This is a genomic window from Shewanella pealeana ATCC 700345, assembly GCF_000018285.1.
GTDB lineage: Bacteria > Pseudomonadota > Gammaproteobacteria > Enterobacterales > Shewanellaceae > Shewanella > Shewanella pealeana.
Window position 1 is genome coordinate 1521471 of the sequence record NC_009901.1, and the last position, 24695, is coordinate 1546165.

Below are 24695 nucleotides of genomic sequence, written 5' to 3' on the forward strand. Positions count from 1 at the left end.
GTGAGTAGGTAAAAGGTCATGGCTCTAAGAGCAGCAACCGTGTTAGTTTCTGGGCTTATAGCACGGTCAACGAGGGAAACAGCATAACCCTGTGTGACAGTATAGCTACCCCGACGCGCTTTTCACCCATTCTTAAGGCTCGCTATTAGCGAGCTTTTTTTGTGCCTCAGTTTTATTTTTAGCTATTGTTCAGGCGTTATTTGGTGTGACTCTTAGGTTAGATACTGCAGCAAAGCTTGGGTGTGACTTTGGTGCGCACTTGTTAAATGAGCAAACCTAGAGTAGCTGAACTTAAATGAAGCGTATCATTTGTAACTAGTTTGTAAGGTCAAGTTTATCTGAGGCCGATAAAATTGATACCTAGATCAAGTTGAATGAAGTGCAAACTTAGGCGTGCTCACAGGATGGCGGTTTGAACCTAGCTGATATTCAAAATATTGATTATAATATGTCTTTGAAATGCGAGTCGTATTGATGGTCATTTTTACAAGTGGCGTATCAAGTATGACTCAGTAGATTACTTATTAAAGAGAAAATACCATGAGCGCAATGCCACCATGCCCAAAATGTGAGTCTGAATATGTATACGAAGACGGCTCAAACCTAGTTTGCCCAGAATGTGCTCATGAATGGAACCCAAGCGAAGTTATTGTTGATCCAGATGCAATCATCTTAAAAGATGCTGTAGGTAACTTACTTGCTGAAGAAGACAAAGTTACGCTAATCAAAGACCTTAAAGTTAAAGGTTCATCGCTAATCCTGAAAGTAGGTACTAAAGCGGTTATTAAGCGTTTTGTCGATGCGGACCACGATATTGACTGTAAAGTAGATGGTCACGGCCAGATGATGCTTAAGTCTAAGTTTGTAAGAAAGCAAAGCTAATCAATTTGCTTTGAAACATAAGCTGATTGATATGAAAAGACCTGCCTAGTGCAGGTTTTTTTGTAGCTGAAATTGATAGTAGGTTATAGCAATACCTGGAACGACTTAGTATGCATACTTAAGTGTCCATATTTTAAAGTATAGTAAGTTATCTAAAGGGCTGTTTTTCAGTGAGTTACTGGCTTTTTCTTTTATATGGATTCTAAGGTGAGTAAGCAGCAGATACAAAAAAGCCGCTAAATCCGTCTGGTAGGGATTTAGCGGCCTTTGAAGGTTATTGCTAACCTAGTGTTGGTGGAGGCGGCGGGGCTCGATATTAGTCTTTATCTGTTTGTTTTGGTGTATTTTATTTTTTATTTTTTGTTTGGGTGTTACTTTTGGTGTTACATCAAAGTCTAGTCACTTTTAAATAATTTAAAAATATTTTATGTCGCTTAAACGATAAAGCTGAAAACGAAGTGGACAGACATGCTTATTTAAGTTTGTTCCAGATACCAGGCTCGTGGAGTTTCACCGAATTGACGTTGGAATGCGCGAGAAAATGCAACGCTTCCGCTGTACCCTACTTCTAAACTTACTGATTTGATTGGTTCTCCCTTCAGCAGCAACTTCTTAGCTAACAGCAGCCGAGCCTCTGTGACGTAGCTGAGAGGTGGTTGTCCAATGGTTTGATTAAATAATGCTGCAAACCTAGCACGTGACATCCCAACTTTATTTGCTAACTCATCAATGGTCCATGGGTAATCTATTTGTTTGTGGATTATTTCGATGGCTTTTGAGAGCTTGGGATCTGATAAAGCTGATAAAACACCTTCTTGACATATTCTGTTTTCAACTAAATGACGAAGTACCAATAACAGCAGCAGATCAAGTAAAGTTGAGATGATGGCAACTTGAGCAAAACGCGATGTAAAAGCCTCAACAAATAACATGTTGATTGTGTCTGATAAACTATCTAATTCGCTAAGGGGGAGAACTATAGCATCGGGTAGAGCTCGGTATAGTGGCGAATCTTTAAAGGTTAAGTTGGCACATACAACATCACAACCTTCTAAGGTTTGCGGTTGGAGACGATGCGCTTTCCCTTTGGGATAAATAATGAGTGTTGGTTCAGTGATTCTATGCGTTAAGCCATGCTCTTCAAATAGAAGCATCTCACCGGTTCTAACTAAATGCAATATTCCACCAGCAGGGTGCTCAGTACTTGAAGAGCTTCCACATAAATTACCTGAGAAGAATAAGTTCGCTTTGGGTTCTGCATGAGATATTAATGCGGATAAGGTATCCATTTGAGACTCTGGGTATGTATATCGAGATTAATAGTGATAAATCGTATTACTGATAGTGTCAATATCAATATCGTAAATTCACTTAATCAAAGGAGCTCAGCATGAGCCGTATTCTTCCAGTATCAAATCCACCAGGTGATGTAGCGACGACGTTAGCAGCAATCAAAAGTAAGTTAGGAATGGTACCTAACCTTTATGCGACCATTGGTCATTCATCCACGGTGCTTAATGCGTACCTTGCATTTAGTGATGCTTTATCCAAAGGACGTTTAAGCGCGAAACAGCGAGAGTTAATCGCTTTGGCGATAGCTCAGGTAAATCAGTGTCAGTATTGCTTATCTGCTCATACCCTTATTGCTGGTAATACTGGATTAGCAAAACATCATATCAAGGAAGCAAGACAAGCTAAGGCTGATAACGCGTTGGATCAAGCACTGATTACCTTAGCCGTAGATTTGGTTGAGCAGCGTGGAGAGCTCACTACAGAACAATTAGATATAGCTAATGAAAATGGAGTTGATAGCGAGTTGATCTTTGAGGTGCTAGGCCTAGTGACGGCTAATATATTTACCAATTATGCAAATCATTTAGCACAAACAGATATTGATTTTCCAGAAGTAAGCCTTACGGTTTGATATTGAAAGGAGCCATTTATGCAGCAGGAAAGAGGTTATTTAGTCGGTCTAGCAGGTGTTGTACTTACGCTATTATGGATTGGTGTATTTAAGTTTACTCCGACAGAGGCGGAAGCAATTAGGCCACTAGTTGAAAGCCACCCGTTAATGAACTGGATGTTCAGTATTTTAAGTGTCCAAGGGGTGTCAAACCTAATTGGGGTTACTGAAATTATTGTCGCAATAGGTATGGTTGTTGGTATTTGGAAGCCGAAAATTGGTTATTGGAGTGGCCTAGCTGCAATAGTTATCTTTATTACGACATTGAGCTTCCTTTTCACTTTACCCGGAGTTTGGAAAATAGTTGATGGTGTACCTGTAACAGAGTTTTTCATATTTAAAGATGTCGTTTTCTTAGGTATTGCTTGGTTTAGTGTTGAACGAAGTCGAGAACTTATGAATAAAGATAATAACTAAGTCAAGGGTTTTATTAGGCGTCATTATATTATGGCGCCTTTGTTTTGATTTTAAAGCAAAGAGGTTGAGTGGCCCTTTGTATATATCATTTCTGTATGCTGTTATAGTAAATAATTGTCGCGTTATCGTAATCATACCCACTTATAAGAGTTTTCCCATGTTGAGATGCCCTTAATGTCTCGAACAGATTGCTAATATTTTCTTTTAACTCTTCTATAGTAGACTCTTGTTTACCTATGTTTTCCTTTAATCTATATAACTCTTCTTGTTTTATTTTTGAGTTGGACATTGTAGCTTCCAGTTTTTTACTGTCTCGAGTTTGCTTTAATATTAATTCGTTTTGTTGTTTTTCAGACTTTAAATTTTGTTCACCATTAATCAGATGCTGAAGTGAACCCTCAATCATCATTTCTATCACTTTGTTTTTTTGCATTCCTTGGGATTTACAAATGTATTCTAGATTCTGCATATGCTTAGGTGTAATTGCTACATTAAGCATCTTTTTGGCTCCGAGCTTTTTACGGTAAAGGCGAGCCTTATGTGCTTTATACATATTACCTGCAAAGCTTTTAATAAATACAGTCGCTTCAACACTTGAATTACTTGTTTGGTACTGTAGGAAAAGCTGCTCTTTTATTTGGTAAATAGTGAGATTTGCATCAAGCGTAATCAATGCTTTCTTTGAAATATATCCCCTCAACCACGCTAATTCTGCTGGTGTTTCTGATCGCAAAAAATCGAAGAGTTTGTAAAACTCTGCTCTAGTCAAGAAGGTTGATTCCATTGGTATAGCTCCTATTTCTCACTGAGTTTAATGCAGGTATTATCCATGTTGGTAGCCATTTGGTTAATTCAACTAGTTGAAGAACTAGTTGATACTACATCAGGTTTAATGACTATGACTAGGTTTTTGGCGGCTTAATGTGCTATTTATATAGATTGTTGATACTAGTTGCATGGATGTGGTTGAGTATGAAGTTACTGAGAAGCATGACTGGAGCATCGCCCGAAGCTAGGATGATCTTATTGCTATGGATAGCAATGAGGCGAGAGCTTTACGTGGCCTTGCCTTCAGAATATGCCAAGTATCTTGGTGTGAGTAAAAGAAGCCTAATGAAGGCCATTGATTACTTGCTATCAGAAGGATACATAGAAGAAGTGCCTGGCCTATCAAGGCGAAAGGGACGAAGGGGAGGAAGTGGATATGATATTTCTTATACATCATTACAGTGGTTCGAGGAATCAAGAGCTGAGATATTCTTGAAGGATTATTTTGATAGTGCTTTATATTTGAATATGAATGGGAATAGTCAAAAGTTAACCTTAGAGTCTCAGGTTTTACTTTTAGTACTAATATTTTTATCCGATCATTTTTCAAGAATTTACAATGTTGATTATGAGTATGTTAGTCAATTAACAGGGCTTAAGGTTAAAGTTATAAAGGACAATCTATCCACCCTTGTTAAACCATTAGTTGTTGGTTTTAATCCTAATGGACGTTTTTCGGTTGTTGAGCCAATATACAAACTAATTAAGCCTCCATGTTTCAATAGGAGATTCAATTTTGAACCTTCGCTCTTAGGTTGTAACTATGAAAGTAGCTATTTTAACTTTAAGTTGGTGGTAAAGAACTTGTCAGCTATTTATGATTGTTTAACAAAAGAACGGGTGGGGACAGTTTCATTAGAAAGGCACCGAGAATATGCTTTTAGAAAAATCATGAATATAAATGATCGATATCTTCATAGTGACTTTGTAGGTTTTTTTCATTGTTGCTCTAAAATTGGGAGTTTTATTTACAATGATGAAAAGCTTATGGAACACATTACTATTTGTCATAATATTTGTATAGAAAGGCATGCTTTATTAGAACTAACTGATGAGCAGTTTACGAGGAATATTGTATCATTTCTTAAGAGTATATTTCCTTATGACGGAAGGGATGACTTTAAACTAGATATGCTTAACAAAGAAGTCAGTATCTATGATGTGCATAAAAATAAGGTTGGATTTTTAAAACAATACAAAGACGTTAATAGCTTATCAAATATGGGGCTTTTTTATCATTTGTGGGCAGAGTCCATTCTGCCGTTTATCAAGAGTCTTTCGTCTCAATTAAGAGTGCTGTCTGAATCAAAGTCTTTGAAGGTGGAGGCTATAAGGTGTTTGCCTAAATCCAAAGCAATCATTACCCAAAAACTAGTTGTCGAGAGCGATGTGACAGTGGTGGAAAATGTTATAGAGGAAAAAGGATTTATGCAGCACTTAGCTGTTAATGGTGTTGTTGAGTTTTTTTGTGGCAACACAGGCTCAACTAAAGGCAAGTATTGTGTCTTCGGGAGGGATGTCTATGAAAATAACTCCAGAGTAATTATTGGTGAGCAGGAGTATGAGATTGCTATTAAATATAACTAACAACGATTTTATGTGCAGGGATCGCTTAGGCTAGTATGAGCTGGTATGTTTCGGTAATAGTATTATATACATAGCTCTTAAGTTATTACGTGTTGAGACCAACCATCATGTAAAAGATTACTTAGATACATAAACCTATGTAATTAATCATAGGAGTATCAATCATGTTTCAATTCGAGTCATACCATCAGTTAAACACACCATCTCAATATCGATATATAGAAAGCTACTTATCTATCTTTGAAAGAGTATTGCATCAGCAATTAGAATGTAACAACCGTATTACCTGTATAAGATTAGACTTACGATTCCCTAAAGTTTCCAACTATCAGGACCCTAAAGTTATTTCACGCTTTATCGATGCGCTTAAGGCGAGACTTAATGTTTGGAAATCACAACATGCAACCCAAGGTAAACAACATCACCGACTTGGGTTTAGTTATGTCTGGGTCAGGGAACGTGCTGGTTCTCATAACTGGCACTATCATTTAGTGCTGTTCTTCAATAAAGATGCGTTTGCTTATTTAGGTGTTTTAGATTTAAACAGAGACAATATGCGCTCTCGTCTTGTTGAGGCCTGGTCTAGCGCGACTGGGATGGTTGATATCGAAGTTAAGTCTTTAGTACACATTTCCAGCAAAGAGATTAAGTACTTAGATTCAAACTCTGCAGAGTTTTATGACCAGTTAAATAGTTTTTGGCGACAGTTTACCTATTTGGCTAAGGTAGCAACCAAAGATATAAATGACGGTAATCGTAACATTGGTTATAGCCGAATAATGTTCAATTAGACAAAAAATAAAGGAGGACGTTAAAGGTCCTCCGATAACAAAAACAACAAGATTTCATATCTCTAAGTTAATGAAGTCGTTATCAACATCCTCTTGCTCAATCCCTATGTACCTTAGTGTCACGCCTTCAGAACCATGCCTGAGCATCTTCATTACTCTACCAATGTCTTTGGTCTTTTGATAAAGATGATAACCTCTTGTTTTGCGCATGGAGTGCGTGCCTAAGGCTACCTTTAGTTCTTCACCAACGATACGAAAGGCTTTAGTCACTGCGCGTCTTGTTAGTGGTTTAGGCTTAGAGTATTTGGCCTGGGGATTTCGATAAGATTGAAATAGGTAGATATGGTCATGATGGTTTACTTGAATATCCTCTATGGCTTTTATCACTTTAGCATTCAGCTTAATATTGGCTAACTTGCCGGTTTTTGTTTCTTGAATAACTAACCTATCTTGCTGAAGGTCGCTAAACTTAATGGATAGCAGATCAGAAATACGTAAAGCGAGGTTTAACCCGATGTTCCAAATGTCTGCCATCTGCTTACTGTATCGAATCTCAAGCAAGTGACTAATGAGATTAATTGTGTCTAACTTCTTGATTGCTTGGACTTCTGCCATGATAGATTCCTTTTTTGATGTATATCGTTTAATTGGGCCCCTAAGAGGTTCAGGGATAGCGGCCCCCCCATGTAGCCTAGGTTTGCAGGTTCCCGTTTTGGTAAAACGGGAACCTAACGCATTGACTGCAGTACTAATCTAATTGGATGTAAACGGTATAAGCGCCCATCTCTTGATAAGCGATAAAATTTTCGCTAAACATCGAGACCAACTCTCGAGATTCTAGTTCACCAATCCAACCACTGAACAAGCTATACACTTGCTTGGAGTTAAAGCAGATATCAATGTCCTTAACTAGCTCTGGATAGGGATGGCCGTGATAAGCAAAATCAGTGACGTACACGAGTCGCCAAAGATCTTGCTGTTTCTCTAATCTCACCTCTACCGGCTGATAGCCGCCGTTTTCGGCGCTGTAGTCGGGATCGCGAAAGTTCAGCGTGATGGCATTAGCCTCTTTGGGGGGGAGGCTTTGAAGCTGTTGTTCAAGCAATTGATAGAATGCGCGAGACATTTTAGGTATTTGGTTCTTGTCGAGTTGAATAGACATGAGTTATTCCTTAAAGAATTAGATAGTAAGGGGCTGCCACCAGCACAAGGCTTGGTGATATTGAAGCGGTTACGGATGTCGCTAAAGGGCTAGCAGTGTTGAATGTTTCCGCTAAAGTTAGCGTGCGATGATGAGTCTTGAGGGGGGGGGGGCTGTTGTCAGCGTAGCGTTGATTGCCTTAATGGTTAGCTGTGGTTGGATAGATCGCAATATAGAGATATCCGTGACTACCGAGTGTATCGGCCTCACAGGTAAAGCCAGCGTGCTGTAAGGTTATGCTGCGTTGCTGACGCGCATCGAGGTGACCCAGTGATACTTGGTTCTCAAGTTGCTTAATGATCTCTGAGAAGGCGTCGTTGAGTAGCTGACCTTGCGCTGGGGGAAAGCTGCCGACAAAGCCTGAGCGATCCCACAGGAAGTCTAAGCGACTGCCTTGCAGAATAAGCCGCGCACCAAATCGCGGCGTAATATTACGCTGTAAACCCCATTGATAGGGCATAGATGGTTGAATCGTTGTCATGCTGAAACTCCTTTTAATACTTGCTTGAGTTTATGTGTTGCTGGTTGATGTAAGGTAACGCTATAGAACAACAGATAAGTGGTGATGGCAGATGTTTAACTAGGGGAGTGTATTTAGGTATGTACGCTCCAATTGGCTTGCTGATTACTGCCATGGTTGTAATAGACACCGTTGATAGTGCGCTGCCAAACATCGGTAGGTTGACCGTGCTCATTGCAGGTACAACTGTAGCGACAAAAAGCTATCTCGATTGGTAAATGCTCAACCAGATCCCTTGGCGAGACAAACAGTAATGTCTTATGCAAGGTGGGATTTGACTTGATGATAGGTTGACCAGTCTGTTCGCCTACGTCATTAAGTGGCCTGGCAAACATCGGTAAGATCAGTTCAACCATCAAACGTCTTCGTAAGTCTGGAAATGCGGCGCAAGCTTCAGCCACGCAAGCTTGAGAAAAGCTGTCAGTAAATTCGATCATGGTGTACTCCTTATTGATTTGGCAATCAGTTGATATTTGTCAGTGGTGAGTACGCCGCGCTATAGCAAGCCACGTTCAGTAAATGACACTGGTGTTTTACCTACCACTATATGATCGAGTACTCGTACATCGATCAGAGCCAATGCATCCGTTAAACGCTTAGTGATCAGTTTGTCAGCTTGAGAGGGCTCTGCTTCACCAGATGGATGATTGTGGGCCAAGATAACCGCTGCGGCATTAACTGCTAACACGGCTTTTACCACTTCTCTTGGATAGACGCTGGCGGCATCTACGGTGCCAAAAAACAGCTCATTGAATTCAATCAGCCGATGTTGGTTATCGAGCATCATCACCGCAAATACCTCACGCTCGTAATTGGCCATCTTGTAGGTCAAAAACTGCTTGGTTGCTTCGGGATTGGTGAAGGCATCGTTATGAACAAACTTTTCAGCAATGATATTGGCAGCAGTGGCTAGAATTTCACTAGTTGTTTTGGGCCAGGTTATATGGTGAGGAACTAATAATTTTTCGGGCATATTGAGGCTCCTTGTTTGTTTAGTTGGTCTATGTGCAGAGTTGATAAATATGAAAATTTTTTGAGTTGGATAGATAGTTAATGGGTTATTGCGTGAGGGCTGTTGATTGTTGAGAGCAAGCTTAGGGATGGGGGCTGCAAGTTAAAAAATACTGTCACTGGTTATTGAATGAGATTAACTACCAGGACCTCATCATGAAACTAATCAGACTGAAAGACGTAATCGCATGTACAGGCTTAGCACGGTCAACAATCTATAAGTACATAGAAGAAGGAATATTTCCTAAGTCAGTATCTTTAGGTGACCGCGCTGTAGCGTGGGTAGAAAATGAAGTGCAAGAATGGATATTGGAGCGGATTGAAGAACGTGACTTACGGAATGGAAAGGTTAGTGAATGATAGACTGCATAAATGGAGAGCCCAAAAGGCTCTCCATGATATTGAGCTAAAATGCTTTAGCTATCCGATTCAACAGCCCACTTGTAGCCTGCAATAACACCAAGCAAAAATAACTCTGCCATTGGCTTGTGCATCACAAAATTAAACATAGTTCTGCTCCTTTAAAACTTGGTAAATACTCACGCCAACCGCAAAGCCTGCGATAAATGCAATAGGCATAACGCCTCCTTAATGAATCTGTAGAAAGTAAAAAGCAGCTGGTGGCCTTTAGTCCACCAGCTGCTTTACTGTGCTGTTATTGGTTACAGCATAAAGATGATATATATCTGAAATTTATTGGAACTTCGGTTGACTTTCAAAAGCTCAGCTTGTGTTTTGAATTAAATATGAGGGAGGGCTAATAAAGCTAAGAGAAAGTATTGAAGAGTGGGATGTCTACAACTCAAGGTGGAATACAGTGCGTTCTAACTTGGTATTGAGTTGGGTGCACTGTATTACTTTCAAGTTTAACATCATGGTGTTAAAACGAAGTCATAATCTCGTTGAGCGTTAACGATCACACAACCTGCAATGACTCCTACAAGAGCAAGCCAGAGTGTATGCTTCGAATCAGCAGCTTTAGCCTGCATTGTGCAGCCTATCCCTCCCAATACCGCGCTTTTTACTTGAGGACTAGAAGCCACACCATTTACGATCTCCGAAACTAATTTGTTCGCAGTTGAAGCTGACAAAGTTGTAGTTTTTAGCTTGTGTTAGTTTTGCCCTCGCTCTTTGTTAGAACAGTTCAGCCTGCGTTGACGAAAGCTTACTTGGTAAGCCCCTAACTTCTTAGACGCTTAACTGTTTTCATTGGACTGCCCCGAGTCCGATTGGCTAGCTGAGCAGGCTGGTGATAGCTTGAGGGTATTTATCAAGCAGGTGAGAACCAATAGTCAATTACGCCGCTCATTGAAAAGAAAATAGAAGCTAGCCTGCGCAAAGCGTTTGGTTCAAGTGCACTTACAATCCCATTTCCTATACTTAGTTTGGCCATTGCAGCAAATATTCATAGCCAAGTTAAAGCGCTAAAGGAACAGGTTTCAGCAAATGATATTGATCAGTTTATTGATCAATTACACAGGCTAAATCGCGGCTTAATCACCGCCGCTTTGCCACAAGCTTTGTGAATCGTCACAGATAATCGCGGGACTATGGGTACATACCAACTCGATTAATGATTATGACATCTATAACTCAAAAGTTGCTCTAAAAAAATGTGAAACTTGTCAATAATTAATCGATAGAAACCCAATAAGCAATTTACTAAATAAAGGGACTAACAATTTATAATTAGAGGTAGTTTAAGTATCGCTTAATGTCATTGAAGTTTTTGACGATAATTTGCTGGCCAAGAGGATTCGAATCCAAAGTGTGGATGTCGATATTATAAGCATCTAATACATATCTAATTAGTGCAGCATTAGTCGATATTTCAAGCTCGTCCTCCTTCATCCCATAATCATTAGATATTACAGCTGCCTGGTTTACTGTCAGCCTTGAATCGGGCGCTAGTTTTACGGTGATGTGCGTACTCCAAAGTTTGTCCTGTGCTTTACTCATCACTAATTTGTCGTTGATATCTGGTATCCCTCTTATACGGCTTAGTACAAAGTCTCGGTAATCGTTCGCATATTCACAATAGGCTCTGACATGCCAGCGTAGAGCGGTGCAAACTAGTGAATGAGGAGAAATTATTCGCTCGACCTCTTGTCCATCTTTAAGTGACGTGTAGCTAATATCTACACGTTTTTTTTCTCTAATAGCCTGAATCAAAGGATGGAGAACTTGAGGAGAGATATTACGTGTGACCGGACGAATCATTGATGTGTTATCAAATCCCATATTGAGATCAGCAAACGTGACGTTCATGTCTTCACTACGCGAAAGAATATGCAGATATTCATCCGCATGACCACTTGTAAGACTAGGGGTAAAGGTACTGCTTGGTTTATAGCCTTTTAGATACTTGTCATAAACGAGGTTGCCAGGCGCTATATCAGCCAAGTAAGTATTGATATCCTTAGAAGCTTGTTGACGGCCAATACCAAAGTTTTTTATTAGATGGTTAGTTGTTAATCTACCTTCCCACAATGCAATAATCTCAATCATTCGATATCGAAAGAGTAGATCCCACCTTATTGGCCATTTGTTCACTTTAAAGTATTCCTGTCTAGTTAAGCTACGTGTATATGCAGTCAGTATTTACCTGTCGTTATTGGCGTCATAGTATTGTTTCAGGTATCTAGCAGTCAATAGATAAAAGATAAGGCTGGAGATATAGTTAATTTAACAAAGAAGAGTATTAACGCATGGTTGCACCTAAGAGTCTGATCTTTCAATTGCACCAATACTGGGGAGTCGTTGAACAGTTAACTCGGCTCTCTAGAGAGCATCCAGCCTTTGGGCTCCGAACACTTGAGCAAGTGATTACTCAGTACAAAAGCAAGGACACTGATATTAATACGGTATTGGGTAGTTTGATTAATGCAGAGATACTGCAATCGATCAATCGGACCAATGACTATCAGCTCAATACCTTAGTGGTGGACTTCGTCAGAGGACTGACTCAGGAACATGAACTAGGTTTATCGGCAGTGCTCAAGGCTCGTGTTGATGCAATCAAGCATGCTACAAGCCAAGTTTTAAGGGGGTTGGAGGATTCGGATAATGACTTACTTCGCTCAGGGGCTAACCAACTTTCAGAACTAGTCAGAAAGATCGCACAGCAGCTGAGTCAAGACAAACTGGCTATCTTTGAAATTGCTGAATTAGCGAAGTCTGCAGATACTAATGTGCCTATAGAGCGGCGTTATCGCGAAGTATTGGAAGTGTACGACCAATACGTCGAGCCGATGAATGAAATGATGGATAGCGGGCTTGGTGGTAGTTTTTATCCCTTATTAGAGAATGCTGAGTTTACTTTGGATAGAGTTGTAGAGATGCTTTCAATTCGTGGTTCTTTGTACCAACAACGACTTGCAATACGCCAGATTGCTTACCAAGTTAAAGACCTTCGATATCAAGGACGTATCATCGCTCAGCAATGTGCAGACAATCTGCTTCCATTGAGAGAGGAGGCTCGGCAGCACAACCAACTCTCTGCAGCCATCAGCAAGCAAATTAGCGCAGTTCGAAAAAAAGGTCTAGCTCGTGGTCTTGAAGGTAATGGCTTACCAATGTGGAAAAGTGGCCGTTCGACAAAGGTTCAATTGGGAAATGAAGTGCGTGAACTGATGGCTGAGTTTATAAACTTTGAACCTAGCACGATTCCTTTTCCCGATGAAGAAATTGCGCCAAGTAGTCCATTAATCAGCTGGGTAGATGAAGATTATCTCCTGAAACAACTCCTCAACGCACTACCGATATACAATCTTATGGTTTGGCTCAAAGACAATTATCAATATTTGCCAGATGCAGAGCTATTACGTCTTTATCATGAGCTTGTTCGAGATAAGCAATGGGAAAGTATCCTTAGTTCTAATGTAGATACCACTGCGCTGAACACCGTATATGTAACTTATTACCCTCATGAAATAACTCTTTTAGATAGCTCAACAGTTGTAAAGGAGAATGTAAATGCAAGATAGCAAAATCGACTTAAGTGAGCTGGCTTATCTCACAGAGCTTTTTGACCTGTTTAATTCAGGGCGTCATCTTAATCGCTCGTCTGATGCGACGTTGTGGCATGAGCTTGAGCAAAATTCAGCACAATATCAGTGTTTATTTTCTAATTTGGGGTTCGAACTGTGCATTGATGGTCGAGGTTTTGCTTGGTTTCATGATGAAGAAGGCAGTCAGAACGTCAATAAGCAATCGCGCCAGTTAGCGTTATTGCTCATGGTTATTTTTGACTATCAGGCTGATTGTGGTCGCTCTTTTGGTCAGTTCTATCAGTGGACCATTGGGAGCGCGTTACTAGAAGGAGTCTACGAAAGGCATCAAGGATTACTGGATGCGGAAGAGTTGGACCAGGGTGCCTTAATAAAGATACTAGAAAATGCAGTACGGAAAGGTTTCGCTATCCAAGAAAATGATCACTGGCGTTTATTACCTTCTGTTTATCGATACCTAGATCATTTTGAAGCCATTACTGAACAAGCATCAAACAGTGGTGTAGCAACTTATGAGGGAGATGAATCATGTTAAATTATGGCTTTCAACGCCTAGCATTAATTGGCAGTGCAGGGTACCAAAGGGCTGAGTTACCTCTGGATGACTCTGTTTCCTTAATTGCGCCCAATAATCACGGCAAAACAAGTTTGATCAATGCCCTCCAGTTTTTGCTCATAATTGATAAAAGAAGGATGGATTTTGGGTCTCATACACTTGAAAAAGCACGCCGCTTCTATTTTCCAAACAATAGCGCTTATATCCTGCTTGAAGTCATTTTGCCACAAAGCGGTACTGTCGTCTTCGGTTGTGTCGGCAAAGGTGTTGGTTATGACTATGAATTCTTTGCCTACAAAGGTGAATTGAATCTGGATGACTACCGTCTGGCTGATGGCAACATTGTTACCCAACCAAAGCTAGTTAATCACCTAGCTAGTAAGGGGTATATGGCCTATCGTTACAATGATAATGATTTTAGCCATTTGATATACGGTGGCGTGAAAAGTAAAAAAACAAGCGATACTGACTTCACAGTATTTAAGCTCGAACATGCCAGCGATGCGCGCTCATTTCAACAAGTGCTCACTAAGACACTAAGGCTTGATAAGCTTAACTCCAGTGACGTTAAAGACTACTTACTGAAAATTTTTCGTCGAGAACTACCCAACGCCAGCATCGACTTTAAGCAAGAGTGGGAAAAAGCATTTCAGGACATAAATCTAGAACGAGAACAGTATTTTGCTGCACTGAATAATCTACCTATTATTCAGGAGTTAGAGCAGAAGTTTGAGCGTGCTCTTATGCTAAGAGGAAAGGTTGTTGCATACCAGCCTAAAGTTAATGAGTTTCTGCAAGACTGGCATGGTCACGTTAAATCCAGAACAGATAACTATAATCAGCAAAAAGAACAAGTAGCTCAGCAGCAAGTTAATCTGCAAAAGCAGGATAGGGAAAATGTTGAAAAACGAAGTATCCTCAACAGCAAAATTAGCGATATCCTTAAAGCTGATAAACAGCATGAAGAGTTAGATGCTCATTTCGCCTTGGTTCTAGATAGGTCATACCTAGATGAGCAGTTGAAGTTCGCAAAACGAGAATACGAAGCTCAAGCTACATTGTGTGTACGATCACAGCGCTCTTCCTCAAAGGTGCTTAGTAAACAGCGGCAAGAGCGCGAGACGGAACTTATGAGAGTGGAGTCTCAAATTAAAACGCTGGGAGATAACCTATATCTTCACCTTTCTAATCAGCTAGATGCACAAGAGCTTGATAAGCTTAATAAAGTACTAAATTCACAAGTAATGCAGCTTTCAGCTAGTAAATACTCTTTAGATATCAACACGCTTCGTCAGTTATTAAAGAGCGAGGAAACTGAGCAATTCTCACTACTTGGTTTAACTGTATCTCTTGATGAGTTAATTCCTCAGCACATTCAAAAAACAGAACAAGAGCTGTTGGAGGAAAGGCAAAGCCTGACTGAGCAAATAGCTGACCTAAAAGGTTTAGTGGAAGCGAGTAAACAAGGAGAGTTAGCCGAAAAGAAAAAGGACCAATTAGAAAGGGCAGTAAAGAAGTGTGAACAGGACCTTACTGATTACCAACAGCTTCAGAAGCTGAGAGATAAACAGGCAGAACGCTCTGAACAAAAAGAAGTATTTGAGCAAGATTTAAAAGCCATCAATACTGAACTGTCTAATGCGGAGCAAAAGCACAAAGAATTAACTGATCAAATCAATGAGATTGCAGGTAAGCTCACTAAGTTAATAGCGGCTAATGAAAGTGTCGATAATCTGAAAAAACAGAGAATTGATGACCTGGCGATGTTTTCTGCACTATCAGAACAACCTCACACACCTTGGTTAATGACTGAGGAATGGTCCTTGGATCTCTTACCAATCAAGCTTGATTATTTTAATGCTGATTGTAGAGAATTAGAGAAGGTAGCTAAAGATCTGCGTCAGATGAAAAATGAGTTAGTACAAAAAGGGCTAACCAAGTTTCAAATAGCTCAAACTCAGGATGAAGAGCTAAAAGGTATAATTCAGTTTAGTCATTGTTTGGAAGATGAGAAGAAAGCTCTAGAAAGGCGCGCTCGATCTGCAGTGGTTAACGTGACAGCGAGTTTAAGAGAACTCCGTAGTGGTCTCTTGGCACTGCAAAGCAAAATGAAAGAGTTCAATCGATTAATAAGCCACAGGCAGTTGTCAGACTTAAAAACTTTCAAAATTGAGCCTGTCGAGGAAGGTCAGCTTGTTGATGCAATGAACGTGTTGATACAGCAAGCCGAACAGACTGAAAGTGGACAGAGCTTCGAGTTATTTGATCAAGCCAGTATTTTGGATGATGCTGATTTAGACAGAGCAAAGAGTCTGCTTATAGAAGAAGGCAATGCTCGCCAAGGGTTAAGGGTTGCAGACCTGTTTAGACTTGAGTTTGTTGTGGCTAAGCAGGGCCAACAACAAGAGTCGTTTGAGGATATTGATAGCGCCGCTTCTAACGGTACAGTCTTGATGGCTAAGCTTGTAACTGGCCTTGCTATGTTGCACTTAATGCAAGATAAACGTCATCAGATGAAAGCAGTATGCTATCTAGATGAGGCGCTGGCACTAGACACCAGAAACCAAGCTAACTTGATAGAAATTGCTGACCAGTTTGGTTTTGCTTTGATTTTTGCCTCGCCGGCCCCGTTAACAACTGCGAGGTATTGTGTGCCGATCCATCAAGCGAACGGTAAGAATCACATCAGCCGTAATAGCTGGCAGATTTTCGAGGCTATAGAGAACTCGAAAATTGAGCAGTTGCTAGCGGAGTCAATATTATGAGCCAGGCATTAGCTAAAGCACTAATGCGATTGCGGGACGCACACCCTGAATCAGTAGCGGCAAGTACGATGACGCAACCTCAAAGAAAGCAATTGGAAGAGTTTGGTCGTAAGACTCAAAGTATACGAGTTACCCCTAAAGGACGAGGAGTGACCTACAGCATTCAAGAGGTAGAAGTAGTTCAAGTAACTCTTAATCAGTTAGTGCCAGATCGTAACTTGTCGTTTCCAGTCCCTCAAAGAGCGGCGAACATCGCAAGTAGTCGTAGCAGCAAAAAAGGGCTGACTGTTCACAATGTTACGTATGTGTTGGCCAAAACAGTCGCAGACCCACAATGGAAAGTAGGTGAGCTACCAACCAAACACTTACAAGCAGCAACAGAGCTATTTGGTGTGTTTGCGCTAGAGGTCGGGGGGGCAATAAATGGAAATCTGCACAGTATTCACCCTATCTGGTTGGTAGAGAACCAAGCGCTGTTTGACTTACTCGATTGGTTACCTTCAAACGAACCAACTACGATAATTTGGTACAGAGGGCAGTTACACAACAAGTTGATTGATTGGCTATCGATGCCTGAACGGGCGCCAATAGTTTATTTTTTTGCTGACTATGATGGTGTGGGCCTGAATAACTTCAGGCGTTTAAAAGAGAAGCTTGAAGGTAGAGCAGAGTTTTGGTTTATGCCGAACTGGAGAGAGCTGTTGACCCGCTATGGACAGAACCAGCTTTGGGGGGATACTGCGCGAGATTTTGAGTCATTTGAGCGTAACAGTGAAGGTTGGTTAGAGAGCTTAACTGAGTTAAATGAGCTGGTACAATCGATGAAGAAGCAAGGCTTAGCGTTAGAACAAGAGGTTGTCTGGTTGAATGATTAATGTCATAGCTGGGGGCAATTCTAGAAGACCTTAAATAAAGGGGCACCCTCCACCTATCTGTGTAATGATAAACCGCAACTTTAAAACGCTAAACTATTCAATCGGTTGATTATTAGTTTAATTCCATAGTGGAAGCACACTATCTGCGTTACAGCATTACCTTATACTGGAAAAATTGTATTATCAGTCAATAGTTTGTTTATGTCATAGTCGTAATTTATTTGTCATTACCGACGACAAAGTCGGGCTTGAGTTTCTTCGGACTACTGGAGCAAGTGTTTTCAACGCACTGCTATCGGCAGAGCCAGCAATCCTAGTTAAAGCTGACTAAAAGCGGAAGTAGTAAGAATAAGGTTGCGAAGAAGACTTCAGCTTAAAACAGTTTTTTGGGTTAATTTAAATCGTAAAATGTGGAGTAACAGTGAGTCGACAATCCAGTATGATTGGTTGGATAGATTTCTCATCTATAGAACGGGACCGTGTATCGCAAGTGCTATCAATGTTACAAGAGAAAGGTACATTGGATGAGTTAGGCATAGGGCAAATACGAGATGCCTTTGCCGACCAGCTTTTTCCGGGCTTTTCAACTATCCAAACCCGTGCCAAATACTTTGTCACTATCCCGTATATCTTTTATGACTACCGTAAGTTAGAGCTGCATGAGAGACCTCCTCTGGATGAATATATTAACCAGCAGGAAGATAAGCTTGCTATATGTTTAGTTGAAAACCATAGGCATGACATGCCCAAAGGGATCATTGGAAAAGACAGCTTAGAAAAGGGAGTTGCTCGAAAGCCATCTTCGGTCTATTGGAATGGGGTACGCCAGTTGTCTATTGCTAATACGGAGCTTTCTTTACGAGAGTTTACTAACCAGTATCAAGCGTTAGCGAACAAAAAGAGTGAAACTCATGTAGATGACGATGAGCTGCACTCTGATATAGCACATCAAATGACAAAACCTGATGGTTATAATGAATCTTGGTTAAACCAAGTATCAATAGATCTCACCCGTAAAGAAGCTGAATTCCTAAAAAACAAATTACAGCTATCGAGTAAAATTGAACATAGTGTTCCTGCTCAACTATTTAAGCACAACCTAGTTGGTGATGCGTTACAAATGGCTGATATGTTGACCAATGATGCATGGCAGGCCGAAGCCCTTTATGAAAAGTTAAAAGACTCACCAATTTCCTCCCAAACGAAAACATGTTTTGAAAAAGCGCTGCAATTTAGTTTTGTTCTTGAAGGGGCGCATATTCGTTACAACATTCTCATAGCTCATCGCGCCAAAAATACCGAACAGATTGAACTGTTGAGTGAAGAGTTTGATGTTTGGTTGAATCATGCTAGTAAACAGTTGACTAGTTTTGAGCAGCAAAGCATTGATAGTTGGTATGATTTTGCTTTCGGTCCATATAAAAATGCAAACAATCGAACACGTCAGTTTATCGAAAGCTGGTGTAGCTTGATACGTGAGAATGCTTCAGTAGATAAATTGAGTGCATGTGTGAAGCAGCAAGCCATAGCAAATAAAGGGGCTCGGTGTTTGTTGAGAAAAGCGCTTAATGAAAACCAAAAGTGGGTCGGAATGCGCAAACTAGAATTTCGTTGGCCTTCTGCCAAGGTTATTTTACAAGATATCCAGGAGGGACTAGATGTTAGCGCCTGATAAAAATCGCCTGGACTATGGTGAACAGCTTATCGCACCAGAAGGTTATGAGCTTACTCATGCTATCGCGACGACTTATAGCTTGGATTTAAATACCTTGTTGACTGTGCCAATTGCCATGTGTTTTGGCCATACCTTAGAAGGTTCTGTTGAGCACATGAGAATTGCGTTATTAGAAGCTTTAGGAGTGTTAGGCGACAAACTCACGGTTTTCTACCAACAAGGCAATATTAAGTTACCAGACAAGTACAACAGCTTATTTGGACTGTTGGAAGACAGCCTAGTACCTGTAGTCCCAAATGCTGGCGAATCGGACTCAGCGTTTTCGTCATTTCACCCAAAATTGTGGTTGCTTCGATTCAAAAGCCCAGATGAAAATCAAAATGTGAAATACCGTTTAATAGTTTTGTCTCGCAATTTAACTTTTGATCGAAGTTGGGATCTAAGCGCTGTAATTAACGGAGAATCAAGAGGGAAGCGAAAGCCAGCCAATAGACCGTTGATTGACTTTTTTGATGAGATTTATAGTAGTTCATCAACGCAATCATTTGATGATGTGATTGACCGAGAAGAGTTGGTTAGAGTGCTTTGGCAGCGGCCTGATAACATCAACGAACTCGGCTTTCTCTCTACCATTTTTGATGATAGCAATAAACGACAGCACCCCATCCGTTTAGAACATAGTAATCAAACTATGCTTGCTGTTTCTCCTTTTATCCGGGGGGGTGGCAAAGTGGGAGCTTTAGATTGGCTCAGTGCCTTTGCCCCTGATCTGCAGCGTTACTTATTTAGTCGTAAAGAAGAACTCGACATGGCTGGTGAGAAAGCGCTGGATGGTTGGCACTGTTATGCGCTTAATGAGCACCTCGTCGATGCAGAAGAAAATGAGGAAATGGACCAGTCTCCATTTGTAGAAAACGATCTCAACTTACATGCTAAGCTATTAGTTGTCGACGAAACTGATTCAACATCCAGCTGGCACCTTGGTTCGGCAAACACAACTCAAGCGGCTATGGGAGACGCCTTTCATTCCCCGAGAAATAGTGAATTCATGCTTCGTTTAACGGGTTCTAAAGAGAAAATTGGTGTTCATTCACTTATCGAACAATGGGTTAATGAGCACGGTACAGGCTTATTCACAAAGCATGAGTTCAGTGAACTAGAACAAACTGAAGACGAGAGCTCTGACCGAACACTCCGTCTATTAGAGTTCAGCCTAATTAAAGCAGATTGGAAACTTGAAGTTGATACGAGTGATGATGACGAATATCAGTTGACCTTAAACGGTACTCAGGTTGATATCCCCCCGAGCTTTGAGGTTAAGGTTTCTATATTGAGTGCGTCTCAGCCTCGTACATTAGCTCGTGAGATTATCTGGGATAGTCTTAAACCCTCCCAAATTAGTGCGCTAATTCATTTTGAGATATCGGAAAACGATACTGTAGTTAAGAACTTAGTAGTACAAGCTGAAATTACGCTTAATTGTAAATTGGACCGTGGAAAGGCAATTACCAATGAATTACTCGAGAATGGCTCACAGTTCATGAGCTATATAGCGATGCTGTTACATATCGACCCGAGTAAGCAAGATTTGATGAACAGTGCGAGAAAGGAGTTAGGTGAGGGGGCTGGTAGTATGTTCTTTAGTAAAGACAGCGTGATCTACGAAAAACTGATGCGAGCGGCTGCATTAAGTCCGGAGCTGCTAGAAAGAATTGATCGCTTACAAGCGCAAGTCGATGAAAAGATCATTCCAGATGAGTTCAAGTTGTTATGGGATGTGTTCTCATCATTTGTGCCATCTAAGTAGTACTTCATAAATAGTCGCAAGAATAAGAAGATAATTAAGTGATGACACAAGCGATCGTAGAACAACTGAACGGTGTATTAGCTGGTCTTAAAGATTTTCAAAAGGCAACCGTAGACCAAACTTTAAATAAGTATCAAGTAGCAGAACATAGCCACAGAATACTTGTTGCGGATGAGGTGGGGCTAGGAAAAACTATCGTCGCTAAAGGTGTCATCGCTCAATTGCTGAAAAGGTATGTTGAATCCAATATTACTAAACCGATGCGTGTCATCTATATTTGCTCCAATCTTGCATTGGCAGATGAGAACCGTCAAAAACTGGCGCTGTTTTGTGGCAAAGATGCCAAGCGATGGGTGAAGCCGTCGACGTTTGGACGTTTAGTTGAATTGGCTCTCAAGCCTAAGCAATCTGAAATAAACGATGAGCATGTAATTGAAGTGTGTACATTGACACCTTCAACTTCTTTTACGCTTACAGCAGGTGCCGGTAACTATTGGGAAAGAGCGATCTTAGCTGTTCTATTGTCCCAAACGATTAAGTTACATGACTTTGTCAAACCAATTCGCGAGCTATTCAAAACCAACCAAATTACCAAAGAGAGCCGATGGGAAAATGAGTTGGAGTATTTGGAACAGCATTTTGATACAGATCCGTTAGTAGTATCACAACTTGAAAGCAGCTTGACTAAGCCTTGTGAATCTAAAGTGTTAAGAGAACACTTTTCATCGCTTCAGGAGGCTGCACTCTACCTAGTCAATTGTTGGACTAAAGATTCAGGCGAAACCGACAATACTAGCCATCTGTTTTATCACTTTAGAGTGGAGGTGCGTCGACTGGTGGCGCGCTGTTGTGCAGGAAGTTTGCAAGCGGACTTGTTCATCCTAGACGAGTTCCAACGTTTTCAATCGTTAACAGATCAAAGCTCAGACTCCGAAGAGTCATTAATTGCTAGGCAGGTGTTTAGTGATGAAGGTAAATATCAAAATACCAAATCTAAAGTACTTTTGTTATCTGCAACGCCTTTTAAAGCAATGACAACACTCTGTGATGAGGATGATGAAAGCAGTCATCATGAACAGTTACACAAGTTACTAGATTTTTTATCGCACAACGACGTGGATTTTGTTTCCCAATATGAAATGAATCGTAATCTGCTTCATTCTGATATGTTAACTCTGTCGTCCGGCACTGCAGATTTTGAGTCTATCAGCGATACCAATGCACGTTCAGTCGAAAAGTTACTGCGAGAGTATATTGCCAGAACTGAACGGAGCCAAATTAGCAAAGGTTTTGAACAGCTTATTCATTCCAATGAACTCTGTTGTGGTGCTGATTTTGGAGTTGAAGAGGTCCAAGGTTATCGAGCAGTCGAAGCGTTAAACACAGTATTTCCGAAAGGGCGCGGAGGTGTGTCACTGATAGAGTTTGCTAAGTCAGCTCCTTGGGCAATCTCTTTCCTCAATGGTTATGCATTTAAAGAACTATATCACCGAAATATTAATAACCCTGACGTAAGAAAGCTGCTTAGAAAGTCCCAAAGCAGTGAGCAAAATCAGGCTTGGTTATCTCAAAGTAATGTTCAAAACTATAAATTGAACGTTGAAGAAAGTGCCCCGAACGCGAAAATCAAAGCATTAAGTAAAGTTATTTTCGAACGATCGCCGGAGAACTTGCTTTGGTCCCCGCCATGTAAACCTTATTATCAATTCGACGGTGTCTTTAAAGGAAATGAGAATTTTACCAAGACGTTACTGTTTTCATCCTGGGCTCTTGTGCCTAAGGCATTAAGTTGCCTTTGGTCTTATGAGGCGGAGCGTCGAGTATTAAAGGGGAAGGGTAAAAGGCCGCAGTATTATAGCGGTAAAAATACTTCACCTTTACTTCGATTTGAAGGCCAATCTACTCTAAACGTATGGCATTTACTTTATCCTTGTAAGTCTCTAGTTGAAGTGTCGTATTTAGACGAGAGCCTTGATGAGGTTTTGGCTCAACAAACCATGTTAATTCAGAGTAAATTGGCCTGTTTAAAACAATATGAAAGTGAAGAAAGGACTAATAGTGATTGGTACTTACTCGCTCCAATGTTGCTGGATAGGCAAGCCGGTGAGATTGAGCATTTCGAGCAATGGATACAGGTGATTGAGTCTCGTTTGAGCAAAGAAGGCCGTATTAAGCATTTTGCTAAAATTAAACAGTATTTTGAGGGTTGTGATTCGTTATCTTTAGGTAAAATGCCAGATGATTTAGCTAAAGTGCTAGCATATTCAAGCTTGGCTAATCCTGCTACCTGTGCAATGAGGACTATTCAAACTCTGTGGTCAGAAGGTATCTCTGACCATGACTTGGTTAGTTACTCTGTTCAGTTCGCAGAGCTTACAACTAGACTGTTTAATCATGAATACGCAATCCCAATTGTGAAACGCAACATTAAACACACGCTAATATCTGGACAGACGGCTTCACCTGCTTGGTATAAGGTCTTGGTTTATTGTGCACATGGTAATTATCAATCAATGCTTGATGAATACTGCCACTTGCTTGCTACATCAGGTAGTGATGTGCATATAGCAACGAGCAAACTTGAACATGCTATGGGAATACGAAGTTCATCCGAGCAGGTTCATTTTTGGGAAGATAGGACAAAAGCTAAAGATAAATGTTCATCGTCAATGCGTTGTCATTTTGCTGTTCCGCTCGGTAATCAAAAGCTCAATGACGATAGCGGTTTGAAACGAGTGGTGAGTGTGCGTGACGCATTCAACTCCCCATTTCGACCATTTGTTTTGAGTTCTACATCAATAGGTCAAGAAGGGCTCGATTTTCATTGGTATTGCCGTCGAGTTGTTCACTGGAATTTACCCAACAACCCCATCGATATTGAACAACGAGAAGGTCGGGTGAATAGGTATAAGTCGCTTGTGGTTCGCCAACGTATTGCGGAAAACTACACCCCAGACTTAGGAAGCAAAACGGATGTTTGGGAGCAGCTATTTGAAAAAGCAGCCAATGGTGATACGAACAAAACTAGTGATTTAGAACCGTACTGGTTCATACCTAACGGTACTGCCAAAATTGAAAGAATTGTGCCGACATACCCAATGAGTAAAGAGGTTGCGAAATACGCAGAAGTCAAAAGGATACTTGTGCTTTATCGCTTGGCATTTGGGCAACCAAGGCAGCAAGAGCTTTTAGAAAGTTTCACAGATTGTGATATAGAAAATGAAGAATTTAATCGAGTGAAGGACTCCTTGATTATCGACCTTGCTCCTTTGAACTCTCTGACCTAGTAAAATACAACATCCAAGCAAAAAGTTTGGTAGGCCGGAATAGTAAAGACTGAAGGACTAACTCATTCTAAAATAATAGAAGTTTTAGAGTTGGGAATCGACACTGTAAACAGGTAACAGGATAAGTCCAATCAAGGATTTTTAGGGGGACTTTTTAAAGTCCCCCTAGGTTTTAAAAGCTCAATTTTTCTCTTACCTATAAAAGTCGATTGAGAAGGTTGCAACATAGCCCTGTTGATGACCTTAACGATGTTTTTACACGATAAAGCTAAGCATAGTTAGTTTTCTTTAACGCTTAATAGATTGCCAACTCCAACCGCAAAGCCTATAGGCATAAAGCCTCCTTATTTAAAAGCACCAGATAGTCAAAAGGCTATCTGGTGCTAGCTGTGCCGTATATGAGGTGCAGTGTGAAAATGATGTATAAGATAAAAACTGAGTGTAGTGATTTATTCGTTATTAAAAACTCTAAGTCGGTGTTGCAAGGCTCGATATTGACTTGGTTACTATAAAAGCTTAT

At 40.6% G+C, this 24695-nt stretch carries 21 protein-coding genes; 13 read left to right on the forward strand and 8 right to left on the reverse strand.

The annotated features are described in order from the left end of the window. Positions 1 to 540 precede the first annotated feature (540 nt). Positions 541 to 882 (forward strand): zinc ribbon domain-containing protein YjdM, encoded by a 342-nt coding sequence (locus tag SPEA_RS06555; protein ID WP_012154501.1) that lies wholly within the window; start codon positions 541 to 543, stop codon positions 880 to 882. 476 nt (positions 883 to 1358) lie between these two features. On the opposite strand, the gene SPEA_RS06560 is transcribed toward SPEA_RS06555, so the two are convergent. Next, positions 1359 to 2171, reverse strand: a complete 813-nt coding sequence (locus SPEA_RS06560) for an AraC family transcriptional regulator (protein WP_012154502.1) — start codon at positions 2169 to 2171, stop codon at positions 1359 to 1361. Positions 2172 to 2272: 101 nt separating this feature from the next. Between SPEA_RS06560 and SPEA_RS06565 the strand changes: the two genes are divergently transcribed. Continuing rightward, complete coding sequence (locus SPEA_RS06565; RefSeq protein WP_012154503.1) at positions 2273 to 2806, forward strand: carboxymuconolactone decarboxylase family protein; 534 nt, start codon at positions 2273 to 2275, stop codon at positions 2804 to 2806. Positions 2807 to 2824: 18 nt separating this feature from the next. Then, on the forward strand, positions 2825 to 3262 hold the full coding sequence (locus SPEA_RS06570; RefSeq protein ID WP_012154504.1) for a DUF417 family protein: 438 nt from the start codon (positions 2825 to 2827) through the stop codon (positions 3260 to 3262). Positions 3263 to 3347: 85 nt separating this feature from the next. Here SPEA_RS06570 and SPEA_RS06575 read toward each other — a convergent pair whose 3' ends face one another. Continuing rightward, complete coding sequence (locus tag SPEA_RS06575; protein WP_012154505.1) at positions 3348 to 4046, reverse strand: RepB family protein; 699 nt, start codon at positions 4044 to 4046, stop codon at positions 3348 to 3350. Between the two features lie 188 nt (positions 4047 to 4234). Between SPEA_RS06575 and SPEA_RS06580 the strand changes: the two genes are divergently transcribed. Then, a complete protein-coding gene (locus SPEA_RS06580) occupies positions 4235 to 5677 on the forward strand; it encodes a hypothetical protein (protein ID WP_150102209.1) in 1443 nt (480 codons plus the stop codon). A 164-nt stretch (positions 5678 to 5841) separates the two neighbouring features. Next, entirely contained in the window at positions 5842 to 6468 is a 627-nt protein-coding gene (locus SPEA_RS06585) for an inovirus Gp2 family protein (protein ID WP_012154507.1), read from the forward strand. Between the two features lie 54 nt (positions 6469 to 6522). Here SPEA_RS06585 and SPEA_RS06590 read toward each other — a convergent pair whose 3' ends face one another. The 5 genes from SPEA_RS06590 to radC form a co-directional block, all read right to left on the reverse strand. Continuing rightward, positions 6523 to 7083, reverse strand: a complete 561-nt coding sequence (locus SPEA_RS06590) for a tyrosine-type recombinase/integrase (RefSeq protein ID WP_012154508.1) — start codon at positions 7081 to 7083, stop codon at positions 6523 to 6525. Positions 7084 to 7216: 133 nt separating this feature from the next. Then, positions 7217 to 7630, reverse strand: a complete 414-nt coding sequence (locus SPEA_RS06595; protein WP_012154509.1) for a DUF2787 domain-containing protein — start codon at positions 7628 to 7630, stop codon at positions 7217 to 7219. Positions 7631 to 7808: 178 nt separating this feature from the next. Then, the gene (locus tag SPEA_RS06600) at positions 7809 to 8150 is read right to left on the reverse strand and encodes a type IV toxin-antitoxin system YeeU family antitoxin (protein ID WP_012154510.1); all 342 of its coding nucleotides are present in this window, start codon (positions 8148 to 8150) and stop codon (positions 7809 to 7811) included. 113 nt (positions 8151 to 8263) lie between these two features. After that, positions 8264 to 8626, reverse strand: coding sequence for a hypothetical protein (locus tag SPEA_RS06605; protein WP_012154511.1), 363 nt, complete (start codon positions 8624 to 8626; stop codon positions 8264 to 8266). A gap of 59 nt (positions 8627 to 8685) precedes the next feature. After that, positions 8686 to 9162, reverse strand: coding sequence for a RadC family protein (gene radC, locus SPEA_RS06610; RefSeq protein ID WP_012154512.1), 477 nt, complete (start codon positions 9160 to 9162; stop codon positions 8686 to 8688). Positions 9163 to 9356: 194 nt separating this feature from the next. On the opposite strand from radC, the gene SPEA_RS06615 reads away from it, so the two are divergent. Beyond that, positions 9357 to 9560, forward strand: coding sequence for a helix-turn-helix transcriptional regulator (locus tag SPEA_RS06615; RefSeq protein ID WP_012154513.1), 204 nt, complete (start codon positions 9357 to 9359; stop codon positions 9558 to 9560). A gap of 1329 nt (positions 9561 to 10889) precedes the next feature. On the opposite strand, the gene SPEA_RS06620 is transcribed toward SPEA_RS06615, so the two are convergent. Beyond that, a complete protein-coding gene (locus tag SPEA_RS06620) occupies positions 10890 to 11753 on the reverse strand; it encodes a helix-turn-helix transcriptional regulator (RefSeq protein ID WP_012154515.1) in 864 nt (287 codons plus the stop codon). A 155-nt stretch (positions 11754 to 11908) separates the two neighbouring features. Between SPEA_RS06620 and SPEA_RS06625 the strand changes: the two genes are divergently transcribed. The 7 genes from SPEA_RS06625 (at position 11909) to SPEA_RS06655 (ending at position 24175) form a co-directional block, all read left to right on the forward strand. Continuing rightward, the gene (locus SPEA_RS06625; RefSeq protein WP_012154516.1) at positions 11909 to 13186 is read left to right on the forward strand and encodes an MksB family condensin complex protein; all 1278 of its coding nucleotides are present in this window, start codon (positions 11909 to 11911) and stop codon (positions 13184 to 13186) included. Continuing rightward, a complete protein-coding gene (locus SPEA_RS06630; RefSeq protein ID WP_012154517.1) occupies positions 13176 to 13745 on the forward strand; it encodes a condensin complex protein MksE in 570 nt (189 codons plus the stop codon). Before SPEA_RS06625 ends, SPEA_RS06630 begins: the two co-directional genes overlap by 11 nt. Continuing rightward, positions 13739 to 16531, forward strand: coding sequence for an Mks condensin complex protein MksF (locus tag SPEA_RS06635; RefSeq protein ID WP_012154518.1), 2793 nt, complete (start codon positions 13739 to 13741; stop codon positions 16529 to 16531). Before SPEA_RS06630 ends, SPEA_RS06635 begins: the two co-directional genes overlap by 7 nt. Continuing rightward, complete coding sequence (locus SPEA_RS06640; protein WP_012154519.1) at positions 16528 to 17406, forward strand: DUF7281 domain-containing protein; 879 nt, start codon at positions 16528 to 16530, stop codon at positions 17404 to 17406. Before SPEA_RS06635 ends, SPEA_RS06640 begins: the two co-directional genes overlap by 4 nt. Before the next feature lie 439 nt (positions 17407 to 17845). Further along, complete coding sequence (locus SPEA_RS06645; protein WP_223296604.1) at positions 17846 to 19078, forward strand: DUF6361 family protein; 1233 nt, start codon at positions 17846 to 17848, stop codon at positions 19076 to 19078. Then, positions 19065 to 20888 carry a phospholipase D family protein gene (locus SPEA_RS06650; protein WP_012154521.1) on the forward strand — a complete coding sequence of 608 codons (1824 nt, stop codon included), beginning with the start codon at positions 19065 to 19067 and terminating at the stop codon, positions 20886 to 20888. Before SPEA_RS06645 ends, SPEA_RS06650 begins: the two co-directional genes overlap by 14 nt. Positions 20889 to 20929: 41 nt before the next feature. Continuing rightward, positions 20930 to 24175 carry a DEAD/DEAH box helicase gene (locus tag SPEA_RS06655; protein ID WP_012154522.1) on the forward strand — a complete coding sequence of 1082 codons (3246 nt, stop codon included), beginning with the start codon at positions 20930 to 20932 and terminating at the stop codon, positions 24173 to 24175. Positions 24176 to 24695: the final 520 nt, after the last annotated feature.

What these genes read in the sequence shown, in the direction of transcription:
- SPEA_RS06580 (WP_150102209.1), top strand. Translation starts at nt 4,235, where the DNA reads ATGAAGTTACTGAGAAGCATGACTGGAGCATCGCCCGAAGCTAGGATG.
- SPEA_RS06575 (WP_012154505.1), bottom strand. Translation starts at nt 4,046, where the DNA reads ATGGAATCAACCTTCTTGACTAGAGCAGAGTTTTACAAACTCTTCGAT.
- SPEA_RS06615 (WP_012154513.1), top strand. Translation starts at nt 9,357, where the DNA reads ATGAAACTAATCAGACTGAAAGACGTAATCGCATGTACAGGCTTAGCA.
- SPEA_RS06600 (WP_012154510.1), bottom strand. Translation starts at nt 8,150, where the DNA reads ATGACAACGATTCAACCATCTATGCCCTATCAATGGGGTTTACAGCGT.
- SPEA_RS06565 (WP_012154503.1), top strand. Translation starts at nt 2,273, where the DNA reads ATGAGCCGTATTCTTCCAGTATCAAATCCACCAGGTGATGTAGCGACG.
- SPEA_RS06570 (WP_012154504.1), top strand. Translation starts at nt 2,825, where the DNA reads ATGCAGCAGGAAAGAGGTTATTTAGTCGGTCTAGCAGGTGTTGTACTT.
- SPEA_RS06595 (WP_012154509.1), bottom strand. Translation starts at nt 7,630, where the DNA reads ATGTCTATTCAACTCGACAAGAACCAAATACCTAAAATGTCTCGCGCA.
- SPEA_RS06555 (WP_012154501.1), top strand. Translation starts at nt 541, where the DNA reads ATGAGCGCAATGCCACCATGCCCAAAATGTGAGTCTGAATATGTATAC.
- SPEA_RS06625 (WP_012154516.1), top strand. Translation starts at nt 11,909, where the DNA reads ATGGTTGCACCTAAGAGTCTGATCTTTCAATTGCACCAATACTGGGGA.
- SPEA_RS06640 (WP_012154519.1), top strand. Translation starts at nt 16,528, where the DNA reads ATGAGCCAGGCATTAGCTAAAGCACTAATGCGATTGCGGGACGCACAC.
- radC (WP_012154512.1), bottom strand. Translation starts at nt 9,162, where the DNA reads ATGCCCGAAAAATTATTAGTTCCTCACCATATAACCTGGCCCAAAACA.
- SPEA_RS06655 (WP_012154522.1), top strand. Translation starts at nt 20,930, where the DNA reads ATGACACAAGCGATCGTAGAACAACTGAACGGTGTATTAGCTGGTCTT.
- SPEA_RS06635 (WP_012154518.1), top strand. Translation starts at nt 13,739, where the DNA reads ATGTTAAATTATGGCTTTCAACGCCTAGCATTAATTGGCAGTGCAGGG.
- SPEA_RS06605 (WP_012154511.1), bottom strand. Translation starts at nt 8,626, where the DNA reads ATGATCGAATTTACTGACAGCTTTTCTCAAGCTTGCGTGGCTGAAGCT.
- SPEA_RS06645 (WP_223296604.1), top strand. Translation starts at nt 17,846, where the DNA reads ATGATTGGTTGGATAGATTTCTCATCTATAGAACGGGACCGTGTATCG.
- SPEA_RS06590 (WP_012154508.1), bottom strand. Translation starts at nt 7,083, where the DNA reads ATGGCAGAAGTCCAAGCAATCAAGAAGTTAGACACAATTAATCTCATT.
- SPEA_RS06585 (WP_012154507.1), top strand. Translation starts at nt 5,842, where the DNA reads ATGTTTCAATTCGAGTCATACCATCAGTTAAACACACCATCTCAATAT.
- SPEA_RS06650 (WP_012154521.1), top strand. Translation starts at nt 19,065, where the DNA reads ATGTTAGCGCCTGATAAAAATCGCCTGGACTATGGTGAACAGCTTATC.
- SPEA_RS06630 (WP_012154517.1), top strand. Translation starts at nt 13,176, where the DNA reads ATGCAAGATAGCAAAATCGACTTAAGTGAGCTGGCTTATCTCACAGAG.
- SPEA_RS06560 (WP_012154502.1), bottom strand. Translation starts at nt 2,171, where the DNA reads ATGGATACCTTATCCGCATTAATATCTCATGCAGAACCCAAAGCGAAC.